The sequence below is a fragment of the Delftia sp. K82 genome, from assembly GCF_002193035.1.
Classification (GTDB): Bacteria; Pseudomonadota; Gammaproteobacteria; order Burkholderiales; family Burkholderiaceae_C; genus Comamonas; species Comamonas acidovorans.
The window spans coordinates 3213759-3234265 of the sequence record NZ_MYFL01000001.1; the positions used below are offsets into that span (position 1 = coordinate 3213759).

Sequence of the window (20507 nt, forward strand, 5' to 3'; positions counted from 1 at the left end):
GCCATTGAAGCTCCCTCCCCCTGCTTACTTTATGAACATGTTGACGCTGGACCGCAGGCACAGCGCATCCGCTCCGCAGGCCTGGGCCTGCGACTTTTCCGTGGCCTGGGCATTGACCTCATAGAAGTCCGTGCAGCCGGTGGCGGGTGCATCCAGCGCGGACGTCGCACTACCCGACTTGGGACAGGCGGTCGTGATGTATCGGGGATACCAGTACCCATCGGGCTTCTGAAACCCGGCCGCCTTGGCCTTGGTCGTACGAAAATCCGTACCGAGCCCGATGGAGTCCGTACGCACGTCGGACACCGAGCAGGGAATGCCGCTGCCCTCGGCCACCGGAGTGCCGGCGCCATTGCAGGGCTTGAGTGCGACGGCATGCTCCAGCAGCTTGCGCTCGCCTTCTCGCAGCGTGCCATCCGCGGTTTCATACAGCCGCTGGCTATCCACCATGTTGGCAGCGATGCGCGCCTCCAGCGTGGCCACGCGCATGCCGACCACCGCCAGCAACAACACCAGCAGCAGCATGATCATGGACACCAGCAAGGCATTGCCGCGCTGGCGCCCGTGCAGGACACAGGACATGCTGCGGCGGCTCCGGGCTCCGATCAGCGCGGTCATGGCATCAGATTCCTCAGGGTGAGCGTGCCGGTGGCCAGTTGCAGCAGGGGGCCGGCATTCGCATCGCATCGGGCCGCGGCGCCGCCCAGTTGCGCCCAACGCTCGCAGACGGTGGAGGCCATGCCCTGCGTCACCTTGCCGGAGCTTTCCAGCAAGAGGGCAAGGCGCAGGGAACGGATGGCTTCCTGCTGCCCGGGCAACGTGGCCGCGAAGGCATCGACCCGGCGTATCGCTCCGGGCGCTGTCTGCCGATCGATGCCGAACTCGAAATGCACCGCCCGCACGCCATCGGCGAGCGGCACAACCTCCTGCGCTGCCCGGCACACCAGCACACCACTTTCAACGGTGTATTTCTCCGCGAACATGCCGGTCGCCGGCGCCGGAGCGTCATAGGGGCCGGCGGCTCCCAGGTTCGCGGGCGTGCCCGCACAATCGGTTTCCGCAGCGTCCCGGGGCTGGAAGCGAAGGCAGATGCTCTGCGTGTCAGCCGCGTAGAGCGCCTGTCCCTGGGCGAACTGGCAGCCGTTGGGATGGGGCGAGGAATCGGCAGGAAATGCGTCGAACATCGCCTGCGAAGGGTCTCTCCTGTAGCCTGCCTTGGAGAACTCGGAGTCCAGCACGGCCAGTGCCAGCCGGCTGTTGCCGAGGTTCTCGCTCTGCCCCACGCGAAAACCGAAGCTCGACAGCCCCTGCATGTAGATGGTGGTGGCAATCAGCACGAGGAACAGGCCGATGGCTAGCGCCACCAGAATCTCCACCAGGGACATGCCCTCTTGGGACGGCATGCGCATGCGGCACGCCCGTGCGCCCGGCCCGCGCTCAAAGCCGCGACCGCAGCGTGAATGTGCAAAATTCATTGTCGCTTCCATCCAGACATTGGCCTTTCTTGACCGGCCAGGCCACCGTCACGGACACCAGGCCATCGGCATCGGCGCTCACGGCGAAGGAGCTGTCGATGCGGTCCGCGGTGAGATCGGGCATCAGCTTGCGGGCCCGCTCGCCCCAGCAGGCCAGGCGCTGCGCCCGCGGCTGCGGCAAAGGCTGGCAGGCCGCAGGGGCCGCGGGCATCGCGGCCCCCTCCAGCTTCTGGTAGCCGCCCAGTTCCGCCACGGGCGCCCCTTTCGCGTCCAGGACCGTGGCTGTATCCCCCCGCAGGGTCTCCAGCAGTTCGGAAGCCAGCATGGATGCCATCTGGCGCCGCTCGGTATCCACGGTGTATTCAATGGCACGCACATGGATGCGCACGGCGCCCAGCAGCCCCACGGCCACCAGCAGCACGGCGACGAGTACCTCGATAAGGCCTGCGCCGCGTTGCCTGCGAGAAGAAAAAGGAATGGACATGTTGCAGACCCGTTGCACGCGCATCAGCAACTGCCGCCGGCAGGCAGCCGCTGCTGGCGCACAAGCCCGGCGCGAGTCACTCTCAGGCAGTGCATGCGCGTGGCATGGCGAGCCGTGACGGTCAGCGTGTACAGCGTGCTGGCGCCGGAGAACTGCTTGGCGGTCCCCGTGGTTTCGAACAGGACGCCCTGGGAAGAATCACCGGAGGGCGACACGGTCACGGCATCAGGCACCCGGGCCTCGCGCACCAGTTGCCCCCCCGACTTGGCGGACCATGTCTGCCCCGTGCCCACGAAGCTGCTTTCCACCCGTTTGTAGACCGCTTCGGAGCGAGCCAGCTGCAGCAACGACTGCAACTCGAGCGCAGCCGAGCTGACGCGCTGGTTGGCTATTTGGGCGATGAAGGAAGGAGCGGCCAGAGCGGCCAGAATCGCGACCAGCGCCACCACGACCATCATCTCGATGAGGGTGAAGCCACGGGGCCGTTGCCACCTGCCACCTGGACAGCCGTTGCGTGTGTAACCGGGATTTTTCATGCAAGCGTGCTTCTCGTTGGCGGGGGACCATGCGACAGGCCTGAAAGCCCTGCGCCATTGCTCTTGATTGATGTTTACAATCGTAATTCAATAGCAATGCAAAACACCTATTGACACAGGTCATGGGACAAATATAGGACTTGTCTTATAAAAACCTGCGCAGAGCGCAACACCCCATCCAGCAAGCCCGGCCCGCCGTCGGCGCACGCAAGCTCGGCGGAACGGCCCGCGCGACGGGCATGGCCACGGTGGCGATACGACAGATCCCGAAGTCAGGCAGGCAGGCCTCGCATCAAGCACCTGAAAATCCACGGCAGCATGAGCGGCCGCAATCCAGCCGCAGCGCGATTGGCCATGCGAATATCCCGTCTGCTTGCAGCCCGAGGAAGAAAAAGTTTTCGCCCAAAGCAAAAATCCCCAGTGCATTTCTGCACTGGGGATTTTCTTGTTTGGGGTGGCTGATGGGGCTCGAACCCACGACAACAGGAATCACAATCCTGGACTCTACCAACTGAGCTACAGCCACCGTTGAAGCATTCGATTATATGCCAAAAACCAGCAGACAAATGCTTTGGAACAGGCGTTGCGTAACGCATCGGGAGCAGCCGGAACAAAGGCGCATCGGGGGATGCGGGCAACGGGCAGGATGCCGCCATCCTCCATGCAGCCGCAGCCGGCAGGGACCTTGTCCGGCGTCCCTGGAGCTTTCGGGGACAACCAGTCCCCCTGCCGCCCAAAGCAAAAATCCCCAGAGCATTTCTGCTCTGGGGATTTTTTTATTTGGGGTGGCTGATGGGGCTCGAACCCACGACAACAGGAATCACAATCCTGGACTCTACCAACTGAGCTACAGCCACCGTAGAAGAACGCTATTCTATTCTAAAAAACTGCTTGATTTTTGAAATTTCTGTCTTTCTAGAAATTTCTCTCATCAGGGGCGCGGGACCTTGATCTGCACCTTGAGCTGTTTCTTGAGAAGCTCGTAGTATGCCATAGCTTCTGCGACCGCAGAGCTTCGCAGGAAGTCCTGCTTCTGCGCGGCAGCAGCCTGTGCATCGTCGGCCGGGCGCTCGACGATGCGGTTGATCTTGACCACGGCATAGCCTTGGGCACCCATGTCGACACCCGTCCAGGCAGGCAGCTGAGCGGTCGGTGCGCGCAGGGCGGCATCCACCACTTCGCGCGACAGGCCTTCGGGCTGGTCACGGCTGATCACCTTGGCGGCAGGCAGTTGCGCCGCATCAGGCTTGGCCTTCCATGCTGCAAGCTTGGCCTCGCCATCGGCCTTGGCCAGTTCGGCGGACTTTTGCGCCACGTACAGGGTGCGCAGCTTGTCGCCGACCTCGGCCATGGGCAGCGTGCGGGCAGGCGTGTACTCCACCACGCGGCCGGCCACCAACTGGTTGGAACCCAGCTCCACCGCATCGGTGTTGCGCTTGTTGTTCAGCGAATCGCTGGAGAACAGCGCTTCCAGGAAGCGGGGATTGGCCAGGGGACCCTTGACGTTGGGGCCGGGCTGGCGCGTCACATGGTCTGCCTTTTGCACGGTGAGCTTGAACTTCTCGGCCACGGGCTGCAGGCTGTCCGACTGCTCGTAGACCGCGTTGGAGAAGCCTTCCGCCAGTTCGGCGAACTTGCGCTGGGCCTGCTGCTGCTTGAGTTCGGCTTCCAGCTTGGGACGCATCTGCTCGAAGCTCGGCGCCTTGGGCTTCTTGATGTCCACCAGCGAGATGATGTGGTAGCCGAAGTCGCTGTGCACCACGTCGCTGATGTCGCCCACCTTCATGCCGAAGGCTGCGTCCTCGAAGGGCTTGACCATGGCACCGCGGCCGAAGTAGCCCAGATCGCCACCCGATGCAGCGGAGCCACCGTCCTGCGAATTTGCCTTGGCCAGTTCGGCGAAGCGCTTGGGGTCCTTGCGCAGCTCGGCCAGCAGTTCCTCGGCCTTGGCCTTGGCTTTTTCCTGCTCGGCAGCAGGCGCATCCTTGCTTGCATTGATCAGGATGTGGCTGGCACGGCGCTCTTCGGGGCCGGCCAGGCGCTCGGCGTTCTGGTTGTAGTAGGAACGCACATCGTCTTCGCTCAGCGTGATGCCGGCCTCGATGCTGGGAACGTCCAGCAGCAGGTATTCCACCTTGGCCTGCTCCGATTGCTGGAACTGGCTGGTGTGAGCGTCGTAGTAGGCCTTGAGGTCGGCCTCGGTGGGCTGGACCTTGCTGGCGTAGGCGCTGGCATCAAAGCGCGCCACCTGCACTTCGCGGCGCTGGTACAGCGCATCGATGGCCTGCTTGACCTGGGTGTCGGTCGCAAAGGCCGTACCCGTCACGCCACCCATCACCTGGTTCATGGACAGCTCGCGGCGCAGGTTGGCCTCGAAGCCTTCGGGCGTCAGGCCCTGCGATCCGACCAGGGCGCGGTAGGCCTCGGCATCCATCGAGCCATCAGGCTTCTTGAGCGCGGCAATCGCGGGAATCTCCTGCAGCGTACGCACCAATTGGGCGTCGGACGCTGCCAGATGCATCTTCTGCACGGCAGCGGCCAGCACCTGGTCACGCACCATCTTCTCCAGCGTGGCGTAGCGCGCCTGCGGCGAGTCCAGCAGCTTGGGGTCGATGTTGGGGTTCTCGGCGCGCAGGCGATCACTCTCCATGCGGTGCGCGTTCTCCCAGTCGGCCTGCTTGATCTCATGACCATCGACACGTGCGACGATGACGCTGGACTCTGTGAAGTAGTTCTGGTTCACACCCACGAAGATGAACGAGGGAATGATCAGCAAGAACAACAAGATCATCACGAACTTGGAATGCTTGCGGATGGATTCGAACATGGTCTGTCGTCTTTCAATGGCAGAAATAGAAAAGGCGAACTTTCGTTCGCCTTTTGTTCTTGGTGGGTGCTGACGGGGTCGAACCGCCGACCTACGCCTTGTAAGGGCGCCGCTCTACCAACTGAGCTAAGCACCCCACCTTGACTGGTGTCAGTTCAGGGCATCTTTCAATGCCTTGCCCGGACGGAACTTTGGAACCTTGGCGGCCTTGATCTTGATGGTTTCGCCGGTGCGGGGGTTGCGGCCCGTACGAGCAGCGCGCTTACCAACGGCGAATGTGCCAAAACCAACGAGCGACACTGTACCACCCTTTTTGAGGGTTTTCTTCACAGCCTCAATCGTGGAATCCAGTGCACGAGCAGCCGCAGCCTTGGAGATGTCGGCGTTGTTAGCGATGTGCTCAATCAGTTCGGTTTTATTCACAAGATGCCTCTGGAGAAATAAGTGAATGGGATGTCTCTGCGGCCACCAACTTGGCGCGACCAGAAACCCGGCGCGACGGATACGGAATCTGGCTTGCCGTTCGACGCCTGCCTCGGGGCAGACATCGGTGAATTAAAGCCATCGACCTTCCAGGTGTCAATGCACGCTGCGCATCGCAGCGACAGGGGACGATTCTATGCGGTTTTGGCGCCAGCTTTGGCTTTGCGGCCGGTTTTTTGCGCCCGGCGCAGGCTAGCGGCTTCACGAATTGACAAGGGTTGACAATGGACTTGTCCGCTGCAGGCCTTGCCAGTGCTGCAATGCGCCTCACCGCTTCGCATCCACGACGCCGCAGCTGCTGCCCTGCCTGATTCACATGCTTCCAAAAAAATAGCAACGCCAGACAGTTTGACGTGTCTGGCGCAGGATCCCGGGAACGGCCGGAAAGGCCCTCAGTGCGTGACCCGCGCGCGGATCTCGGGCAGGGCTTTTTGCAGGTAGTACACCATCGACCAGACGGTGAGCACCGCCGCCACCCAGATCAGCACCTGGCCCCAGACGCCGGTGTCGATCATGCCGAACACACGGCCGTCGTACAGCAGGAAGGGGATGGCCACCATCTGCGCCGTGGTCTTGAGCTTGCCGAGCATGTGGACGGCCACGCTCTTGCCCGCGCCCAGGTGCGCCATCCACTCGCGCAGAGCCGAGATGGCGATCTCGCGGCCGATGATGATCAGGGCCACGAACACATCGGTGCGCTGCAGGTGCACCAGCACCAGCAGCGACGCGCAGACCAGGAACTTGTCGGCCACCGGGTCGAGGAAGGCGCCGAAGGCCGATGTCTGGTTGAGCTTGCGCGCCAGGTAGCCGTCGAGCCAGTCGGTGGCCGCGAAGACGATGAACATGACCGTGGCGACCAGGTTGCGGGTCGCCACATCGAACGGCGCGTAGAACACCCCGACGATCAGCGGAATCGCGACGATCCGCGTACAGGTCATCAAGGTGGGGATTGTGAGAAACATGGCCGCCATTGTGTCACGTACCTTGGTGTTTGAGGTTCTGTTTCAAGGCCCGCGGTGCAGCCTGCGGGACGGTCATTTCAATGCAATGCACGGTAGATATCTTCAGCCAGCGCGGCAGAGATGCCGTCCACGCTGCACAGGTCCTCGACGGTGGCTTCGGACACGCCGCGCACGCCGCCAAAGCGCTGCAGCAGGCGCGCGCGCTTCTTGGGGCCGACGCCCGGAATCTCCTCGAGCTTGCCGCCGCCCACCCGCACCTTGGCACGCGCCGCGCGCATGCCGGTGATGGCGAAGCGGTGGGCCTCGTCGCGGATCTGGGCCACCAGCATCAGCGCGGCCGAGTCGTAGCCCAGGTAGATCTTCTCGCGCCCGTCGGCAAAGACCAGCTCTTCCAGGCCGACCTTGCGCCCCTCGCCCTTTTCCACGCCCACGATGCGCGAGACATCGAGGCCCAGCTGCTCGAAGACTTCGCGCGCCATGCTGACCTGGCCCTTGCCGCCGTCGACCAGCACCAGGTCCGGCAGTTGCGGCTGCTTGCCCGTGAGCTCGGCACCACCCGCCTCTCTTTGCGCTTCGGCCACGCGGCTGTAGCGGCGCGTCAGCACCTGGCGCATGGCGGCATAGTCGTCGCCGCCCGTGATGCCTTCGATGTTGAAACGCCGGTACTCGCTGCTTTGCATCTTGTGGTGATGGAAGACCACGCAGGAGGCCTGCGTGGCCTCGCCCGCCGTGTGCGAGATGTCGAAGCATTCGATGGTGAGCTCGTCCAGGTTCTCGCAGGCCAGGTCCAGCGCCTCGACCAGCGCGCGCGTGCGCGCCTGCTGCGAGCCTTCTTCGGCCAGCAGGCGGGCCATCTGGATGTCGGCGTTCTTTTGCGCCATCTCCAGCCAGATGCGCCGCTGCTCGCGCGGCTGCTGCACGGCGGTAATGCGCACGCCGCCTTGCTCGCTCAGCAGGGCCAGCAGCTTCTTGTCCACCGGATGGCTGACGATGAGCACGGGCGGCACGGCCACGCCGGTGTAGTGCTGGGCGATGAAGGCCTCCAGCACGATGTCCTCGACCGGGCGTGCGGACTCGGCAAGACTGGCCTCTTCCTCGCCGGCGTAGACCGAGGCGGCATCGCCCAGGTTGGCGGGAAAGTACGGCCGGTCGCCCAGGTGACGGCCGCCGCGCACCATGGCCAGGTTCACGCAGGCGCGGCCGCCCTGCACTTTCACGGCGAGGATGTCCACGTCGCGGTCGTCGGCGGTTTCTATGACCTGCTGGTGCAGCACGCGCGACAGCGCCGTCATCTGGTTGCGCACCTCGGCGGCCTGCTCGTATTCCATGCGCCCGGCGTGCTCCATCATGCGGGCCTCCAGCTGGCGCAGCAGTTCCTGGGTTTCGCCGCGCAGCATGGCCTCGGCATTGCGCACATCCAGCGCATAGGCTTCGGGCGAGATCAGATCCACGCAAGGGCCGCTGCAGCGCTTGATCTGGTAGAGCAGGCAGGGGCGCGAGCGGTTGGCAAAGACCGTGTCCTCGCAGGTGCGCAGCCGGAAGACCTTCTGCAGCAGCTGGATGCTTTCCTTGACGGCCCAGGCGTTGGGATAGGGACCGAAGTAGCGGTGGCGCTTGTCCACGGCACCACGGTAGTAGGCCATGCGCGCGAAGCGCTGGTGGGCAGGCTCGCCAGCCTGGCCGTCGCGCGCGGCCACGCCGGTGATCTTCAGGTAGGGATAGCTCTTGTCGTCCCGGAACAGGATGTTGTACTTGGGGTGCTGCGTCTTGATGAGGTTGTTTTCGAGCAGCAGGGCCTCGGCCTCGGAGCGCACCACCGTGGTCTCCATGCGGGCGATCTTGCCCACCATGTGGCCTATGCGCGTGCCGCCATGGTTCTTGGTGAAGTAGCTGGAGACGCGGCGCTTGAGGTTGATGGCCTTGCCCACGTACAGCAGCGTGCCTGCCGCGTCGAAATAGCGGTAGACGCCGGGCAGACCCGGCAGCGCTGCCACCTGGGCCAGCAGTTCATCGGAATGGGATTCGGACATGCGCCTATTGTGGCCGCTGCCCGGGCCCGCCGCAGCGGGCCTGCGGGCCCCCGGGCTCTTACTCGGCCTCGATCTTCGAGGACTTGACCACCTGGGCCCAGTTGGACCACTCGGTCTTGACCATGGCGCCCAGCTGCTGCGGGCTCATGTAGTCCGCCGTGGCGCCCTGCTCCTGTGCCTTTTGCTTGAAGGCCGGGTTCTCCACCACCTTCTTGAGGTCGGCCGTGAGCTTGTCGATCACGGGCTTGGGCGTGGCGGCAGGCGCGAACACGGCAAACCAGGAGGTGGCGTTGACGCCCGCATAGCCGGCCTCGGCCGTGGTGGGCGCATCAGGCAGGCTGGGCAGGCGCTGCGTGCCGGTGACGGCCAGCACGCGCAGCTTGCCGCTTTGCACATGGGGCATGAAGGGCGGCGCCGTGCCGAAGGTCAGGTCCACCTGGCCGCCCAGCAGGTCCTGCAGCGCGGGGCCGGTGCCCTTGTAGGGGACGTGGACCATCTTGATGCCGGCCTGCTGCTCCAGCATGGCGCCCGTCACGTGCTGCAGCGAGCCATTGCCCGATGAGGCGTAGTTCAGCTTGCCGGGGTTGGCCTTGGCATAGGCCACGAGTTCGGCCAGCGTCTTCACGGGCAGCTCGGAGCGCACCACGATGATCTGCGGCGCCGACAGCACATTGGCCACGGGCTGGAAGTCGCCCTGCTCCCAGATGCGGGCCTTGGTCAGGTGGGGCGAGATGACGTGGTAGCCCGAGTACTGCATGAGCAGGGTGTAGCCATCGGCCTCGGCACGCTTGACCAGGCTGGCTGCGATGGAGCCGTTGCCGCCGCCCTTGTTGTCCACCACCACCGATTGGCCGATCACCGGCGCCAGCGCCTGGGCCGCCATGCGCGCGGCCAGGTCGGTGGTGCCACCGGCTGCGGCCGGCACGATCATGGTGATGGTCTTGGCGGGGTAGCCGCCCTGGGCCAGCGCGGCTGTGCCGCCCAGGCCCAGTCCTGCGATGGCCATGGCCACGGCTGCGATCTGTCTGCGTTGAATCTTCTTCATCTTTGTCTCCTTGGTTTGCTCGGTTCTTGTGAATGAGAATGCGCGCCGACCTCAGCCCTTGGCCAAGGCCCGTTCGCGGATGGCTGCAAAGTCGGCTGGTGGCTGGTGCAGGTCCAGCCGCGCGCCGGCCTTGGCGATCTGGCTGGCCGTGTCATGGCCGATCAGCGCGGGAAGGCTGCGCGCGGCCGCGACGATCTGCGCCAGGTCCACGCCGGTGTCGTAGCCCATGAGCTGCAGCGCGTGGACGATGTCCTCGGTGCAGGCATTGCCCGATGCGCCGGGCGCGTAGGGGCAGCCGCCCAGGCCGCCGATGGAGGCATCGAAGCGGTCGCCGCCCGCCTCGATCGAGGCCAGCACATTGCCCAGGGCCATGCCGCGTGTGTTGTGGAAGTGCAGGGTCAGTCCCAGCTGCGGCCAGCGCTGCCGGAAGGCGGCCACCATGTCACGCACCTGGGTCGGGAAGGCCATGCCCGTGGTGTCGCACAGCGTGATGCCCTGCACGCCCAGGTCGGCAAAGCGCTGCACCCAGTCGAAGACTTCCTGCTGCGGCACCTCGCCCTCCATGGGGCAGCCAAAGCAGCACGACAGCGAGACGTTGACGGGCACGCCCGCCTGCTGCGCCGTGGCAACGACCTGGGCCAGCGCCGCGAACGACTGGCTGCGCTGCATGCGCAGGTTGCACAGGTTATGCGTCTCGCTGACCGACATGACGAGGTTGAGCTCGTTCGTGCGCGCCTCGATGGCGCGCTCGGCGCCGCGGGCATTGGGCACCAGGGCCGTGTAGACCGTGCCGGGGCGGCGCTCTATCTCACGCATGACGATCTCGCCATCGCGCAGCGCGGGAATGGCGGTGGGCGAGACAAAGGCCGTGACCTCGATCTTGGACAGGCCGGCCTGCGACAGCGCATTGACCAGGGCGATCTTGTCCTCGGTGGGGACAAAGGCCTGCTCCATCTGCAGCCCGTCGCGCGTGCCGACCTCGTTGAAGAAAACGCGGCGGCCCGCGCCCTGCCAGACATCCGTGGGGTGGACGGCATTCATTGGATCACTCCCTTGCTGCGCAGCAGCGCAATCTGTTGGGCCGTGAGGCCGGCCTCGGCCAGCACGGCATCGGTGTCATCGCCCACATGGGGCGCACTGCTGCGCACCGTGCCGGGCGTGAGCGAGAGCTTGGGGACGATGCCCGGCACCTCGATGTCGTCGCCGTCGCGCGTGTGCTGGCTGAGGATCATGTCGCGGGCGCGGTAGTGCGGGTCCTCGGCAATGTCCTTGGCCGTGTAGACCTTGCCGGCCGGCACGCGCGCGGCGGCCAACTGGTCCATCACGGCCTGCACGCTCTGCGAGCGCGTCCAGCCGCCGATGACGGCGTCGATCTCGGCGATGCGCGCCACGCGGCCCGCGTTGTCGGCCAGCTGCGGATCGTCGGCCAGGTCCTGGCGACCGATGGTGGCCATCAGGCGCTTGAAGATGGAGTCGCCATTGCCGGCCACCAGCACCCACCCGTCCTGGCAGGGATAGGCATTGGACGGCGCAATGCCCGGCAGCGCGCTGCCCGCCGCCTCGCGCACGGCACCAAAGGCGCTGTATTCGGGCAGCAGGCTTTCCATGACGTTGAACACGGCCTCGTGCAGCGCCACGTCGATGACCTGGCCGGCACCGCCGTTCACCTTGCGGTGGTACAGGGCCATCATCACGCCGATCACGCCATGCAGCGCGGCCAGCGTGTCGCCAATCGAGACGCCCACGCGCACCGGTACGCGGCCCGGCTCGGCCGTCAGGTGGCGCAGGCCGCCCATGGCCTCGCCGATCACGCCAAAGCCCGGCAGGTCGCGGTAGGGGCCGGTCTGGCCGTAGCCCGAGATGCGCAGGATGACCAGGCCGGGGTTGAGCGCATGCAGCTCTTCGGGCGACATGCCCCAGCCTTCCAGCGTGCCGGGGCGGAAGTTCTCGACCAGCACATCGGCCTCGGCGATCAGGCGCCGCGCGATGTCCTGGCCCTCCTGCTGGCGCAGGTCCAGCGCCACCGAGCGCTTGTTGCGCGACTGCACCTGCCACCAGACCGAGGTGCCGTTCTTGATCAGGCGCCAGTTGCGCAGCGGATCGCCCGCGCCCGGCGCCTCGATCTTGACCACGTCGGCGCCGAACTCGCCCAGCGTCTTGCCGCAGAACGGCCCTGCGATCAATTGCCCCATCTCGACCACGCGCACGCCGTTGAGTGCGCCGGGGGTGGGAACCAGCCTTGTCTGTTGTGTCATGGGTTAGCGCTTCCTCTTTGTCTCCTGCGGCCAGCCTCCGATGGCATTGCCGCGGCGCCGATCTTGCCGCCGTCCGCGCGCGCTGCAAAACGCTCAAGCGCGACGCTGCCATCGCAAACCGGCATGGCAGAACCCAGCCGGGCGGGGCCGGGAGATAATCGCCACCCCATGAAACTCGACCCGATTTCGCTGCGCCTGTTCGTGGCCGTGATGGAGGAAAGCGCCATCGCCCGCGCCGCCGCACGTGAACACATCGCCCCCTCGGCCGCCAGCCGGCGGCTGGCCGAGCTGGAGAGCCAGCTGCAGGTGGAGCTGTTCACCCGCAGCAACCGCGGCAGCGTGCCCACGGCTGCCGCCTATGCACTGCTGAACATGGCGCGCGGCGTGCTCAACGACCTGGACGGCATCGGCGAGCAGATGCGCGAGTACGGCAGCGGCCTGCGCGGCCATGTGCGCGTGATGGCCAACATCTCGGCCATCACGCAGTTTCTGCCCTCCCAGCTGCAGCGCTTCCTGGACCAGCACCCGCATGTGGACGTGCGCCTGCAGGAGCGGGTGAGCAGCGACATCGCGCGCGCCGTGGCGGACAACGAGGCCGACATCGGCATCCTCAACCAGGGCAGCTACGGAGAGAAGATCCGCCTGCGCCCGTACCGGCGCGACCGCCTCATCGTCATCGTGCCCCAGGGCCATGCGCTGGTACGGCGGCGCTCGCTGCGGCTGGCCCAGGTGCTGGACCATGACCTGGTGGGCATGCACGCCGGCAGCGCGCTCAACCACCAGATCACGCGCGCCGCGGCCGACCTGGGCCTGCAGCCGCGGCTGCGAATGAAGGTGACGGGCTATGACGCGCTGTGCCTGATGGTGGCCTCGGGCCTGGGCGTCGGCATCCTGCCCGAAGGCAGCGCACGCCTGTACCTGGGCGCCCTCCCTCTGCGCTGCATTGCGCTGGACGAGCCCTGGGCCGAGCGCCAGCTGATGCTGTGCGTGCGCTCGCAAGAGGCACTGCCGCCCGTGGCGCAGTTGCTGGTCGAACACCTGTGCGAACCCTGATCCCCATGCTTGCCTTCAACCCCATCCCCCCGGCCCTTCTGCCAGAGCAGGCCGCTGCGCTGACCTGGGACATCTTCTGCCAGGTCATAGACAACTTTGGCGACATCGGCGTGTGCTGGCGCGCGGCGGCCGACCTGGCCTCACGCGGCCAGCGCGTGCGGCTGTGGATGGACGACGCCAGCGCCCTGGCCTGGATGGCTCCCCCGCCCCACCCGGCCGGACTCAGCGTGCACGGCTGGCCCACGCAGGCGCAGGATGTCCCGCAGACCGTGGGCGATGTGGTCATCGAGGCCTTCGGCTGCGAGATCCCGCCGCCCTTTCTGGCGGCCATCGCGCGCCGGGCACCGCTGTGGATCAACCTCGAATACCTGTCGGCAGAGGACTATGTGGAGCGCTGCCACCGCCTGCCCTCGCCGCTGATGTCGGGGCCGGCTGCGGGGTTGACGCGCTGGTTCTTCTACCCGGGCTTCGCGGCCGCCACAGGCGGCCTGCTGCGCGAGCCGGACCTGGCCGCGCGCCAGGCAGCTTTTGCTTCCGAGGGCCGGCAGGCCTGGCGCACACGCCACGGCATAGGCACCGGCGATTGCGCTATCTCGCTGTTCTGCTACGAGCCCCCTGCCCTGCCGCAATGGCTGGCCGAGCTGCATGCAGCCCCCCCGGTCCCGCAGGCCACGCATTTGCTGATGACCCCGGGGCGCGCAGTCGCCGCCGTGCAACAGGCCATGGCCAGCGTGCCCGCCACGGAACAAGGCGCGGTGACCCGGCATGCGCTGCAGCCCTGCCCCCAACCTCAGTTCGATGAAATGCTCTGGGCCTGCGACCTGAACCTGGTGCGTGGCGAGGATTCGCTGGTACGTGCGCTGTGGGCGGGCCAGCCGCTGGTCTGGCACATCTATCCCCAGCACGACGACGCCCATCACGACAAGCTCGACGCCTTTCTTGACTGGCTGCAGGCACCAGCCAGCCTGCGCGCCTTCCACCATGCCTGGAACGGCATGGCACCGGCGAGCACCCTGCCCGCAATCACGTCTGCGCTGCTGCAGCAATGGCAGGAATGCGTGCAGGCGGCACGCCTGCGGCTGCTGCAACAGACCCCATTGATTGAGCAGCTACAAGCTTTCGTGACCGAAAAAAGCTAGAATGCACGTTTTGCCTCCCTGGAGGCGCCGCTGCGGGCGACCGCCAGCCGGCCGCCATCGACCAACCAGGGTTGCACCCGCCGCGGAACTGCGGCAGGCGCACCGTCCCAGCGACTTCGCTTGCCTGCCCTGTTGAGCGGCTCAACCTCAGCCAAGCAAGCTATGAAAATCGCTCAAGAAATCCGCGCCGGCAACGTGATCATGCACGGCAAGGACCCGATGATCGTCCTGAAGACCGAATACGCTCGCGGTGGCCGCGGCGCCGCCACCGTCCGCATGAAGCTCAAGTCCCTGCTGGGCAACATGGGCACCGAAGTCGTCTTCAAGGCCGACGACAAGATCGACAACGTGATCCTGGACAAGAAGGAGTGCACCTACTCCTACTTCGCCGATCCGATGTACGTGTGGATGGATGCCGACTTCAACCAGTACGAAGTGGAAGCCACCAACATGGGTGACGCCATCAACTACCTGGAAGACGGCATGGAAGCCGAAGTCGTGTTCTACGACGGCAAGGCCATCTCCTGCGAACTGCCCACTTCCGTGGAACGCGAAATCACCTGGACCGAACCCGCCGTCAAGGGCGACACATCGGGCAAGGTGCTCAAGCCCGCCAAGATTGCCACCGGCTTCGAAGTGCCCGTGCCCCTGTTCGTGAGCCAGGGCGACAAGATCGAAATCGACACCCGCACGGGCGAGTACCGCAAGCGCGTCTAAACAACGCTTGCAGTTCCCTCTGCGAAGCCCCTGGCAGTCTCTGCCAGGGGCTTTTTCTTTGGGCGCGCAGTATTCATGCAGATATTTACCCGGATTTAATTGACTTGCAAATTTTACCCGGCTAATATCCACCGCATGACTACCAAATCCAGCGCAGCGGCCGCCGAGCCCGCCCCCAGCTACACCATCTTCCAGGGCCACAGCCGGCTGCTGCAGGCCGGCAGGCCGGCCATCCTGCAGTTCCTGCAAAGCCATGAGCAACAGGCCCACGGCAGCGGATCCGCGCCGCCGCTGTGGGTGTTCGACGACTACAGCGGCATGCGGCTGGACCTGGACTGGCGCAGCGAGCTGGCCTCAGCGCCTGCCCCCGCCGAAGCCGCCGCACCCCGCAGCGTGGGCCGCCCCAAGCTGGGCGTGGTGGCGCGCGAAGTCACCTTGCTGCCACGGCACTGGGAATGGCTGAACCGCCAGCCCGGCGGCGCCTCCGGCGCACTGCGCAGGCTGATCGAGGAGGCGCGCGGCAAGCACGCCGCACAGGATGCCGTGCGCGCCGCCACCGAAGCCGTCTACCGCTTCATGAGCGAGATGGCGGGCGACCTGCCCCATTTCGAGGACGCCAGCCGCGCCCTGTTTGCACGCCAGGCCGAAGCCTTCGCACAGCACACTGCCACCTGGCCCGAGGATGTGCGAAGCTATCTGCAGCAACTGGGCGGCCCCGTGTGGGCGGGCTCACCTGCGGCGCCAGCCCAGGACTGAAGACCTGAACCGGCCCGACCTCTCTGCTTTTCTCGTCGCATTACCAGACACAACATGACGAAACCAACCGAACCCCTGCCCCAGGCCGCCGCGCCTGCCGCATCCGGCCCCGGCGGGCCGCCCATTGCCGGCAGCCAGCCGTTGTGGCGCACCTTTCTGGTGTTCCTGGGCCCCATGGTGCTGGCCAACATCCTGCAATCGCTGTCGGGCACCATCAACAGCGTCTTCATCGGCCAGATGCTGGGTGTGCAGGCGCTGGCCGCCGTCGCGGCCTTTTTTCCGGTGATGTTCCTCTTCATCGCCTTCGTGATCGGCCTGGGCGCGGGCTCCTCGGTGCTGATCGGCCAGGCCTACGGCGCGCGCATGCATGACAAGCTGCGCGCCATCGCAGGCACGGCCATGTGCATAGGACTGCTGTTCGGCGCCATCGTGGCCCTGTTCGGCGGGCTGTTCACCGAGCCGCTGATGCGGTTGCTGGGCACGCCGCCCGACATCATGGAGCAGGCCACGCTGTACTCGCGCATCGTGCTGCTGGGCATGCCGGGGCTGTTCGTGTTCCTGCTGGCCACCTCGCTGCTGCGCGGCGTGGGCGACACGGTCTCGCCCATGCTGGCCCTGCTGATCTCCACGGGCACGGGCCTGGCCTGCACCCCGGCGCTGATCGCGGGCTGGGCCGGCCTGCCGCGCCTGGGCGTGGCCAGCGCGGGCGTGTCCATGATCCTGGGCTTCACCCTGGCGCTGGCCTGGCTGGGCTGGCGGCTGCGCCGCATCGGCAGCCCGCTGGCGCCCAATGCCGCGCTGTGGAAGGCCATGCGCATTGACAGGACCCTGCTCAAGAGCATCCTGCGCGTGGGCATTCCCACGGGCGTGCAGATGATTGCCTCGTCCATGGCCGGGCTGGTCGTCGTGTCGCTGGTCAACGGCTTCGGCTCCAGCGCCACGGCCGCCTATGGCGCGGTCAACCAGATCAACTCGTTTGCGCAGTTTCCCGTGATCTCGGTCGCCATCACGGCCTCCATCCTCGGAGCCCAGGCCATCGGCGCGGGCCGCAGCGAGCGCCTGGGAGCCATCACGGCCACGGCCATCCGCATGAACCTGGCATTGGGCGCCGCCCTGGCCCTGATCGGCAGCCTGTTCGCACGGCCGCTGCTGGGCATGTTCATCACCGACGAGCAGGTGCTGGTGCTGGCCATCGAGCTGCTGTACATCGTGCTGTGGAGCGGCCTGCTGCTGGGCTGCTTCATTGCCCTGTCGTCCATCATGCGTGCCAGCGGCGATGTGGTCATTCCCACGGCCATCACCATCACGGTGCTCGCCGTGCTGGAACTGCCAATGGCCTGGTGGCTGAGCCGCGGCTTCGGGCTGATGGGGATCTGGATGGCGCTTCCGCTGTCCTACACCCTGACGCTGTGCCTTCAGACCGCCTACTACAAGCTGGTCTGGAAGAAGCGCCCGATCCGCCGCATGGTGTAAGGCGTGCGCCATGCAAAACAGGCTTCCCGAGGGAAGCCTGTTTTTTTTTGGGGTGGGCAAGGCGTCAGGCGTTCAGGTCCAGCACCACACGCCCTTCGATCTTGCCTTCATGCATGCGCGCGAAGATGTCGTTGATGTTCTCCAGCCGGTCGGTGGACACGGTGGCCTTGACCTTGCCCATGGCCGCGAAGTCCAGCGACTCCTGCAGGTCCAACCGCGTGCCCACGATGGAGCCGCGCACGGTCACGCCACTGAGCACCATGTTGAAGATGGGCAGCGGAAAGCTGCCTGGCGGCAGGCCGTTGAGCGACACCGTGCCGCCGCGCCGCACCATGCCCAGCGCCTGCTCGAAGGCCTTGGGCGATACCGCCGTCACCAGGGCGCCGTGTGCGCCGCCGATCTCCTTTTTCAGGTAGGCCGCAGGGTCCGTGGTCATGGCGTTGACCGTGACCTGTGCGCCCAGGCGCCTGGCCAGCGCCAGCTTGTCGTCATCCACGTCCACCGCCGCCACGTTCAGGCCCATGGCCTTGGCGTACTGCACGGCCATGTGACCCAGGCCGCCGATGCCCGAGATCACCACCCAGTTGCCGGGCTTGGTGTCCGTGACCTTCAGGCCCTTGTAGACGGTGACGCCCGCGCACAGCACGGGTGCGATCTCGATCAGGTCCACGCTGCCGGGCAGCAGGCCCACGAAGTTGGCATCGGCCAGCGCGTACTGCGCAAAGCCGCCGTTGACGGAGTAGCCGGTGTTCTTTTGCTGCTCGCACAGCGTCTCCCAGCCGCCCAGGCAATGCTCGCAATGGCCGCAGGCCGTGTAGAGCCAGGGAATGCCGACGCGGTCACCCTCCTTCACATGGGTCACGCCCGCGCCCACGGCGGCCACATAGCCCACGCCTTCGTGGCCGGGGATGAAAGGCGGATTGGGCTTGACGGGCCAGTCGCCCTGCGCCGCATGCAGGTCGGTATGGCAGACGCCGCAGGCCTCGATCTTCACCAGCACATGGCCGGGATCGGGCCTGGGCACCTGGACTTCCTCGATGGTGAGCGGCTTGCCAAACTCCCGCACCACGGCGGCCTTCATGGTCCTGTTCATTCGCGCCATCCTTTCTTTGCGTCAAAGTAGGTACAGCATTTCAGCGAAGAGGTCCGGCCACCTTGATCGATATCAGGCACTGATCCGGAAAAGGCAAAAAAAGCGGGCAAGGAAAACCTTGCCCGCTTTTCAGGGATGCGAATGCAGGCCTTACACAGGCTGGCCCACCAGGTCGTGGCCCTGCGTGCCCACGATGCGCGCCTTCACGAAGTCGCCCACCTTGTAGGTCTTGCTGGCCTTCTCGGGCGGCAGCAGATGCACCAGGCCATCGATCTCAGGCGCATCGGCATAGCTGCGGCCCACGCCACCCTTCTTACCCAGGCCCACGGACTTGTCCACCAGCACCTGCATGGTCTGGCCCACGCGCTTTTGCAGGCGCGCAGTGGAAACCTCTTCGGCCACGGCCATGAAGCGCGCGCGGCGCTCCTCACGCACTTCCAGGGGCAGCATGCCGGGAATCTCGTTGGCGGCAGCGCCTTCGACCGGGCTGTAGGCAAAGCAGCCCGCGCGGTCGATCTGCGCCTCGCGCAGGAACTGCAGCAGGTGCTCGAACTCCTGCTCAGTCTCGCCGGGGAAGCCCGCGATGAAGGTGGAGCGGATCACCAGATCCGGGCAGATTTCGCGCCAGCGCTGCAGGCGCTCCAGGTTCCTCTCGCCGTTGGCGGGGCGCTTCATGCGCTTCAAGACATCGGGATGGCTGTGCTGGAAGGGCACGTCCAGATAGGGCAGCACGCGGCCCGTGGCCATGAACGGAATGATCTCGTCCACGCTGGGGTACGGATAGACATAGTGCAGGCGCACCCAGGCGCCATAGGGCTCGGCGATCTCGGCCAGCGTCTGCACCAGTTCGAGCATGCGCGTCTTCACCGGCTTGCCGTCCCAGAAGCCCGTGCGGTACTTCACATCCACGCCATAGGCCGAGGTGTCCTGGCTGATCACCAGCAGCTCCTTGACGCCGCCCTCGAACAGCGCACGCGCCTCCTTGAGCACATCGCCCACGGGGCGCGAGACCAGGTCGCCACGCATGGAGGGAATGATGCAGAAGGTGCAGCGGTGGTTGCAGCCCTCGGAAATCTTCAGGTAGGCGTAGTGCCTGGGCGTGAGCTTGATGCCCGCCTCGCCAAAGGCGCCCGGCACCAGGTCGATGAAGGGATCGTGCGGCTTGGGCAGATGGGTGTGGACGGCATTCATCACCTCCTGCGTGGCGTGCGGCCCGGTCACGGCCAGCACGCTGGGATGCACTTCCTGGATCAGGTTGCCGCCATCCTTGCCCGCCTTGGCACCCAGGCAGCCCGTGACGATGACCTTGCCGTTCTCGGCCAGCGCCTCGCCAATAGTGTCCAGGCTCTCGCGCACGGCGTCATCGATGAAGCCGCAGGTGTTGACGATCACCAGATCAGCGCCCTCGAAGGTCTTGGAGGTCTGGTAGCCCTCGGCGCTGAGCTGGGTAAGGATGAGTTCGGAGTCCGTGAGTGCCTTGGGGCACCCAAGAGACACGAAGCCCACGCGCGGAGCGGCCGCGCCTGCAGGGGTTGTCATGGTTGTTGCGTCGCTCGTGGGGGTCATAGGGGCGATATTGTCCCAGTTCTGCGAGAACTTGGTAAACCGCCCCTGAACTTATCCCTGCAAGCTCAGCTATTGCGCTTGATCCCGAGCGCGCCCAGCATCTGCTCGGTCTGCTTTTGCATCTGGTCCTGCATCTGGGTGAACATGTTCTGCGACTGCTCCATGTAGCTGCTCATCATGTTCTGCATGGCGGGCGGCTGCATGCGCATGAACTGGCTCCAGGCCTCGGGCGAGGTGCCCTGGGCCTGCTCGGCCAGCTTGTTCTGGAAGTCGGTGAACATCTGCACGTTCTTTTCCAGGTACGAGCCCATGTAGCCCTGCATGGCATGGCCGTAGAAACGGATGATGTTGGCCAGCACGGTCTCGGAGAACATGGGCGCGCCGCCAGCCTCTTCTTCCAGAATGATCTGCAGCAGGATGCTGCGCGTGAGGTCTTCGCCGCTCTTGGCGTCCTTGACCACCACGGGCTCGTTGCTCATTACCAGCTGCTTGACTTCCGTCAGCGTGATGTAGGAGGACGTGTTGGTGTCATAGAGACGGCGGTTGGGGTATTTCTTGATCACGCGCTGGGCGCTGGGGGCGGCGGCTGTTGTCGTCTCTTGCATTGCAATGC

19 protein-coding genes and 3 tRNA genes are annotated in these 20507 nt (G+C 65.6%); 5 read left to right on the forward strand and 17 right to left on the reverse strand.

Annotated elements, in window-relative coordinates:
- Positions 1-24: 24 nt before the first annotated feature.
- The 14 genes from KDK82_RS14080 to KDK82_RS14145 form a co-directional block, all read right to left on the reverse strand.
- Positions 25-618 carry a PilX N-terminal domain-containing pilus assembly protein gene (locus KDK82_RS14080; RefSeq protein WP_088165247.1) on the reverse strand — a complete coding sequence of 198 codons (594 nt, stop codon included), beginning with the start codon at positions 616-618 and terminating at the stop codon, positions 25-27.
- The gene (locus tag KDK82_RS14085) at positions 615-1409 is read right to left on the reverse strand and encodes a prepilin-type N-terminal cleavage/methylation domain-containing protein (RefSeq protein ID WP_088165248.1); all 795 of its coding nucleotides are present in this window, start codon (positions 1407-1409) and stop codon (positions 615-617) included. Before KDK82_RS14085 ends, KDK82_RS14080 begins: the two co-directional genes overlap by 4 nt.
- 28 nt (positions 1410-1437) lie before the next feature.
- Positions 1438-1959: a type IV pilus modification protein PilV gene (gene pilV / locus KDK82_RS14090; protein ID WP_256974484.1), complete on the reverse strand. Its 522-nt coding sequence runs from the start codon at positions 1957-1959 to the stop codon at positions 1438-1440.
- 23 nt (positions 1960-1982) lie between these two features.
- Positions 1983-2495 (reverse strand): GspH/FimT family pseudopilin, encoded by a 513-nt coding sequence (locus KDK82_RS14095; RefSeq protein ID WP_088165249.1) that lies wholly within the window; start codon positions 2493-2495, stop codon positions 1983-1985.
- Positions 2496-2945: 450 nt separating this feature from the next.
- Positions 2946-3021: transfer RNA gene (locus KDK82_RS14100), tRNA-His, on the reverse strand.
- 255 nt (positions 3022-3276) lie between these two features.
- Positions 3277-3352 (reverse strand) — tRNA-His (locus KDK82_RS14105).
- A gap of 74 nt (positions 3353-3426) precedes the next feature.
- Positions 3427-5322, reverse strand: a complete 1896-nt coding sequence (locus KDK82_RS14110) for a SurA N-terminal domain-containing protein (protein WP_088165250.1) — start codon at positions 5320-5322, stop codon at positions 3427-3429.
- A gap of 60 nt (positions 5323-5382) precedes the next feature.
- Positions 5383-5458 (reverse strand) — tRNA-Val (locus KDK82_RS14115).
- Positions 5459-5472: 14 nt separating this feature from the next.
- Positions 5473-5745, reverse strand: coding sequence for an HU family DNA-binding protein (locus KDK82_RS14120; RefSeq protein WP_012204727.1), 273 nt, complete (start codon positions 5743-5745; stop codon positions 5473-5475).
- Between the two features lie 452 nt (positions 5746-6197).
- Entirely contained in the window at positions 6198-6767 is a 570-nt protein-coding gene (gene pgsA / locus KDK82_RS14125) for a CDP-diacylglycerol--glycerol-3-phosphate 3-phosphatidyltransferase (protein ID WP_026062576.1), read from the reverse strand.
- Between the two features lie 77 nt (positions 6768-6844).
- Positions 6845-8797 (reverse strand): excinuclease ABC subunit UvrC, encoded by a 1953-nt coding sequence (gene uvrC, locus KDK82_RS14130; protein ID WP_043823496.1) that lies wholly within the window; start codon positions 8795-8797, stop codon positions 6845-6847.
- A 58-nt stretch (positions 8798-8855) separates the two neighbouring features.
- Positions 8856-9842: a tripartite tricarboxylate transporter substrate binding protein gene (locus tag KDK82_RS14135; protein ID WP_043823497.1), complete on the reverse strand. Its 987-nt coding sequence runs from the start codon at positions 9840-9842 to the stop codon at positions 8856-8858.
- A 51-nt stretch (positions 9843-9893) separates the two neighbouring features.
- Entirely contained in the window at positions 9894-10883 is a 990-nt protein-coding gene (locus KDK82_RS14140) for a hydroxymethylglutaryl-CoA lyase (RefSeq protein WP_088165251.1), read from the reverse strand.
- A complete protein-coding gene (locus KDK82_RS14145) occupies positions 10880-12097 on the reverse strand; it encodes a CaiB/BaiF CoA-transferase family protein (RefSeq protein WP_043823498.1) in 1218 nt (405 codons plus the stop codon). Before KDK82_RS14145 ends, KDK82_RS14140 begins: the two co-directional genes overlap by 4 nt.
- A 168-nt stretch (positions 12098-12265) precedes the next feature.
- Between KDK82_RS14145 and KDK82_RS14150 the strand changes: the two genes are divergently transcribed.
- The 5 genes from KDK82_RS14150 (at position 12266) to KDK82_RS14170 (ending at position 17235) form a co-directional block, all read left to right on the forward strand.
- Entirely contained in the window at positions 12266-13150 is an 885-nt protein-coding gene (locus KDK82_RS14150) for a LysR family transcriptional regulator (protein ID WP_012204721.1), read from the forward strand.
- A gap of 5 nt (positions 13151-13155) precedes the next feature.
- Positions 13156-14289: an elongation factor P maturation arginine rhamnosyltransferase EarP gene (gene earP, locus KDK82_RS14155; protein ID WP_088165252.1), complete on the forward strand. Its 1134-nt coding sequence runs from the start codon at positions 13156-13158 to the stop codon at positions 14287-14289.
- 162 nt (positions 14290-14451) lie between these two features.
- On the forward strand, positions 14452-15006 hold the full coding sequence (gene efp, locus KDK82_RS14160) for an elongation factor P (RefSeq protein WP_012204719.1): 555 nt from the start codon (positions 14452-14454) through the stop codon (positions 15004-15006).
- Between the two features lie 135 nt (positions 15007-15141).
- Positions 15142-15762, forward strand: coding sequence for a DUF2239 family protein (locus KDK82_RS14165; protein WP_088165253.1), 621 nt, complete (start codon positions 15142-15144; stop codon positions 15760-15762).
- Between the two features lie 54 nt (positions 15763-15816).
- A complete protein-coding gene (locus KDK82_RS14170) occupies positions 15817-17235 on the forward strand; it encodes an MATE family efflux transporter (RefSeq protein WP_088165254.1) in 1419 nt (472 codons plus the stop codon).
- A gap of 64 nt (positions 17236-17299) precedes the next feature.
- Here the strand turns inward: KDK82_RS14170 and adhP are convergent, their stop codons facing one another.
- The 3 genes from adhP to phaR all read right to left on the reverse strand — a co-directional run bounded on the left by adhP (position 17300) and on the right by phaR (position 20499).
- Entirely contained in the window at positions 17300-18328 is a 1029-nt protein-coding gene (adhP, locus tag KDK82_RS14175; protein ID WP_034391942.1) for an alcohol dehydrogenase AdhP, read from the reverse strand.
- Between the two features lie 150 nt (positions 18329-18478).
- Complete coding sequence (gene rimO, locus KDK82_RS14180) at positions 18479-19867, reverse strand: 30S ribosomal protein S12 methylthiotransferase RimO (protein WP_016453016.1); 1389 nt, start codon at positions 19865-19867, stop codon at positions 18479-18481.
- Between the two features lie 92 nt (positions 19868-19959).
- Entirely contained in the window at positions 19960-20499 is a 540-nt protein-coding gene (gene phaR, locus KDK82_RS14185; RefSeq protein WP_043819348.1) for a polyhydroxyalkanoate synthesis repressor PhaR, read from the reverse strand.
- Between the last annotated feature and the right edge of the window lie 8 nt (positions 20500-20507).

Excerpts from the sequence above, each read along its gene's own strand:
- KDK82_RS14080 (WP_088165247.1), bottom strand. The coding sequence starts at position 618 with ATGACCGCGCTGATCGGAGCCCGGAGCCGCCGCAGCATGTCCTGTGTC.
- KDK82_RS14085 (WP_088165248.1), bottom strand. The coding sequence starts at position 1,409 with ATGCGCATGCCGTCCCAAGAGGGCATGTCCCTGGTGGAGATTCTGGTG.
- pilV (WP_256974484.1), bottom strand. The coding sequence starts at position 1,959 with ATGTCCATTCCTTTTTCTTCTCGCAGGCAACGCGGCGCAGGCCTTATC.
- KDK82_RS14095 (WP_088165249.1), bottom strand. The coding sequence starts at position 2,495 with ATGAAAAATCCCGGTTACACACGCAACGGCTGTCCAGGTGGCAGGTGG.
- KDK82_RS14110 (WP_088165250.1), bottom strand. The coding sequence starts at position 5,322 with ATGTTCGAATCCATCCGCAAGCATTCCAAGTTCGTGATGATCTTGTTG.
- pgsA (WP_026062576.1), bottom strand. The coding sequence starts at position 6,767 with ATGTTTCTCACAATCCCCACCTTGATGACCTGTACGCGGATCGTCGCG.
- uvrC (WP_043823496.1), bottom strand. The coding sequence starts at position 8,797 with ATGTCCGAATCCCATTCCGATGAACTGCTGGCCCAGGTGGCAGCGCTG.
- KDK82_RS14135 (WP_043823497.1), bottom strand. The coding sequence starts at position 9,842 with ATGAAGAAGATTCAACGCAGACAGATCGCAGCCGTGGCCATGGCCATC.
- KDK82_RS14140 (WP_088165251.1), bottom strand. The coding sequence starts at position 10,883 with ATGAATGCCGTCCACCCCACGGATGTCTGGCAGGGCGCGGGCCGCCGC.
- KDK82_RS14145 (WP_043823498.1), bottom strand. The coding sequence starts at position 12,097 with ATGACACAACAGACAAGGCTGGTTCCCACCCCCGGCGCACTCAACGGC.
- KDK82_RS14150 (WP_012204721.1), top strand. The coding sequence starts at position 12,266 with ATGAAACTCGACCCGATTTCGCTGCGCCTGTTCGTGGCCGTGATGGAG.
- earP (WP_088165252.1), top strand. The coding sequence starts at position 13,156 with ATGCTTGCCTTCAACCCCATCCCCCCGGCCCTTCTGCCAGAGCAGGCC.
- efp (WP_012204719.1), top strand. The coding sequence starts at position 14,452 with ATGAAAATCGCTCAAGAAATCCGCGCCGGCAACGTGATCATGCACGGC.
- KDK82_RS14165 (WP_088165253.1), top strand. The coding sequence starts at position 15,142 with ATGACTACCAAATCCAGCGCAGCGGCCGCCGAGCCCGCCCCCAGCTAC.
- KDK82_RS14170 (WP_088165254.1), top strand. The coding sequence starts at position 15,817 with ATGACGAAACCAACCGAACCCCTGCCCCAGGCCGCCGCGCCTGCCGCA.
- adhP (WP_034391942.1), bottom strand. The coding sequence starts at position 18,328 with ATGAACAGGACCATGAAGGCCGCCGTGGTGCGGGAGTTTGGCAAGCCG.
- rimO (WP_016453016.1), bottom strand. The coding sequence starts at position 19,867 with ATGACAACCCCTGCAGGCGCGGCCGCTCCGCGCGTGGGCTTCGTGTCT.
- phaR (WP_043819348.1), bottom strand. The coding sequence starts at position 20,499 with ATGCAAGAGACGACAACAGCCGCCGCCCCCAGCGCCCAGCGCGTGATC.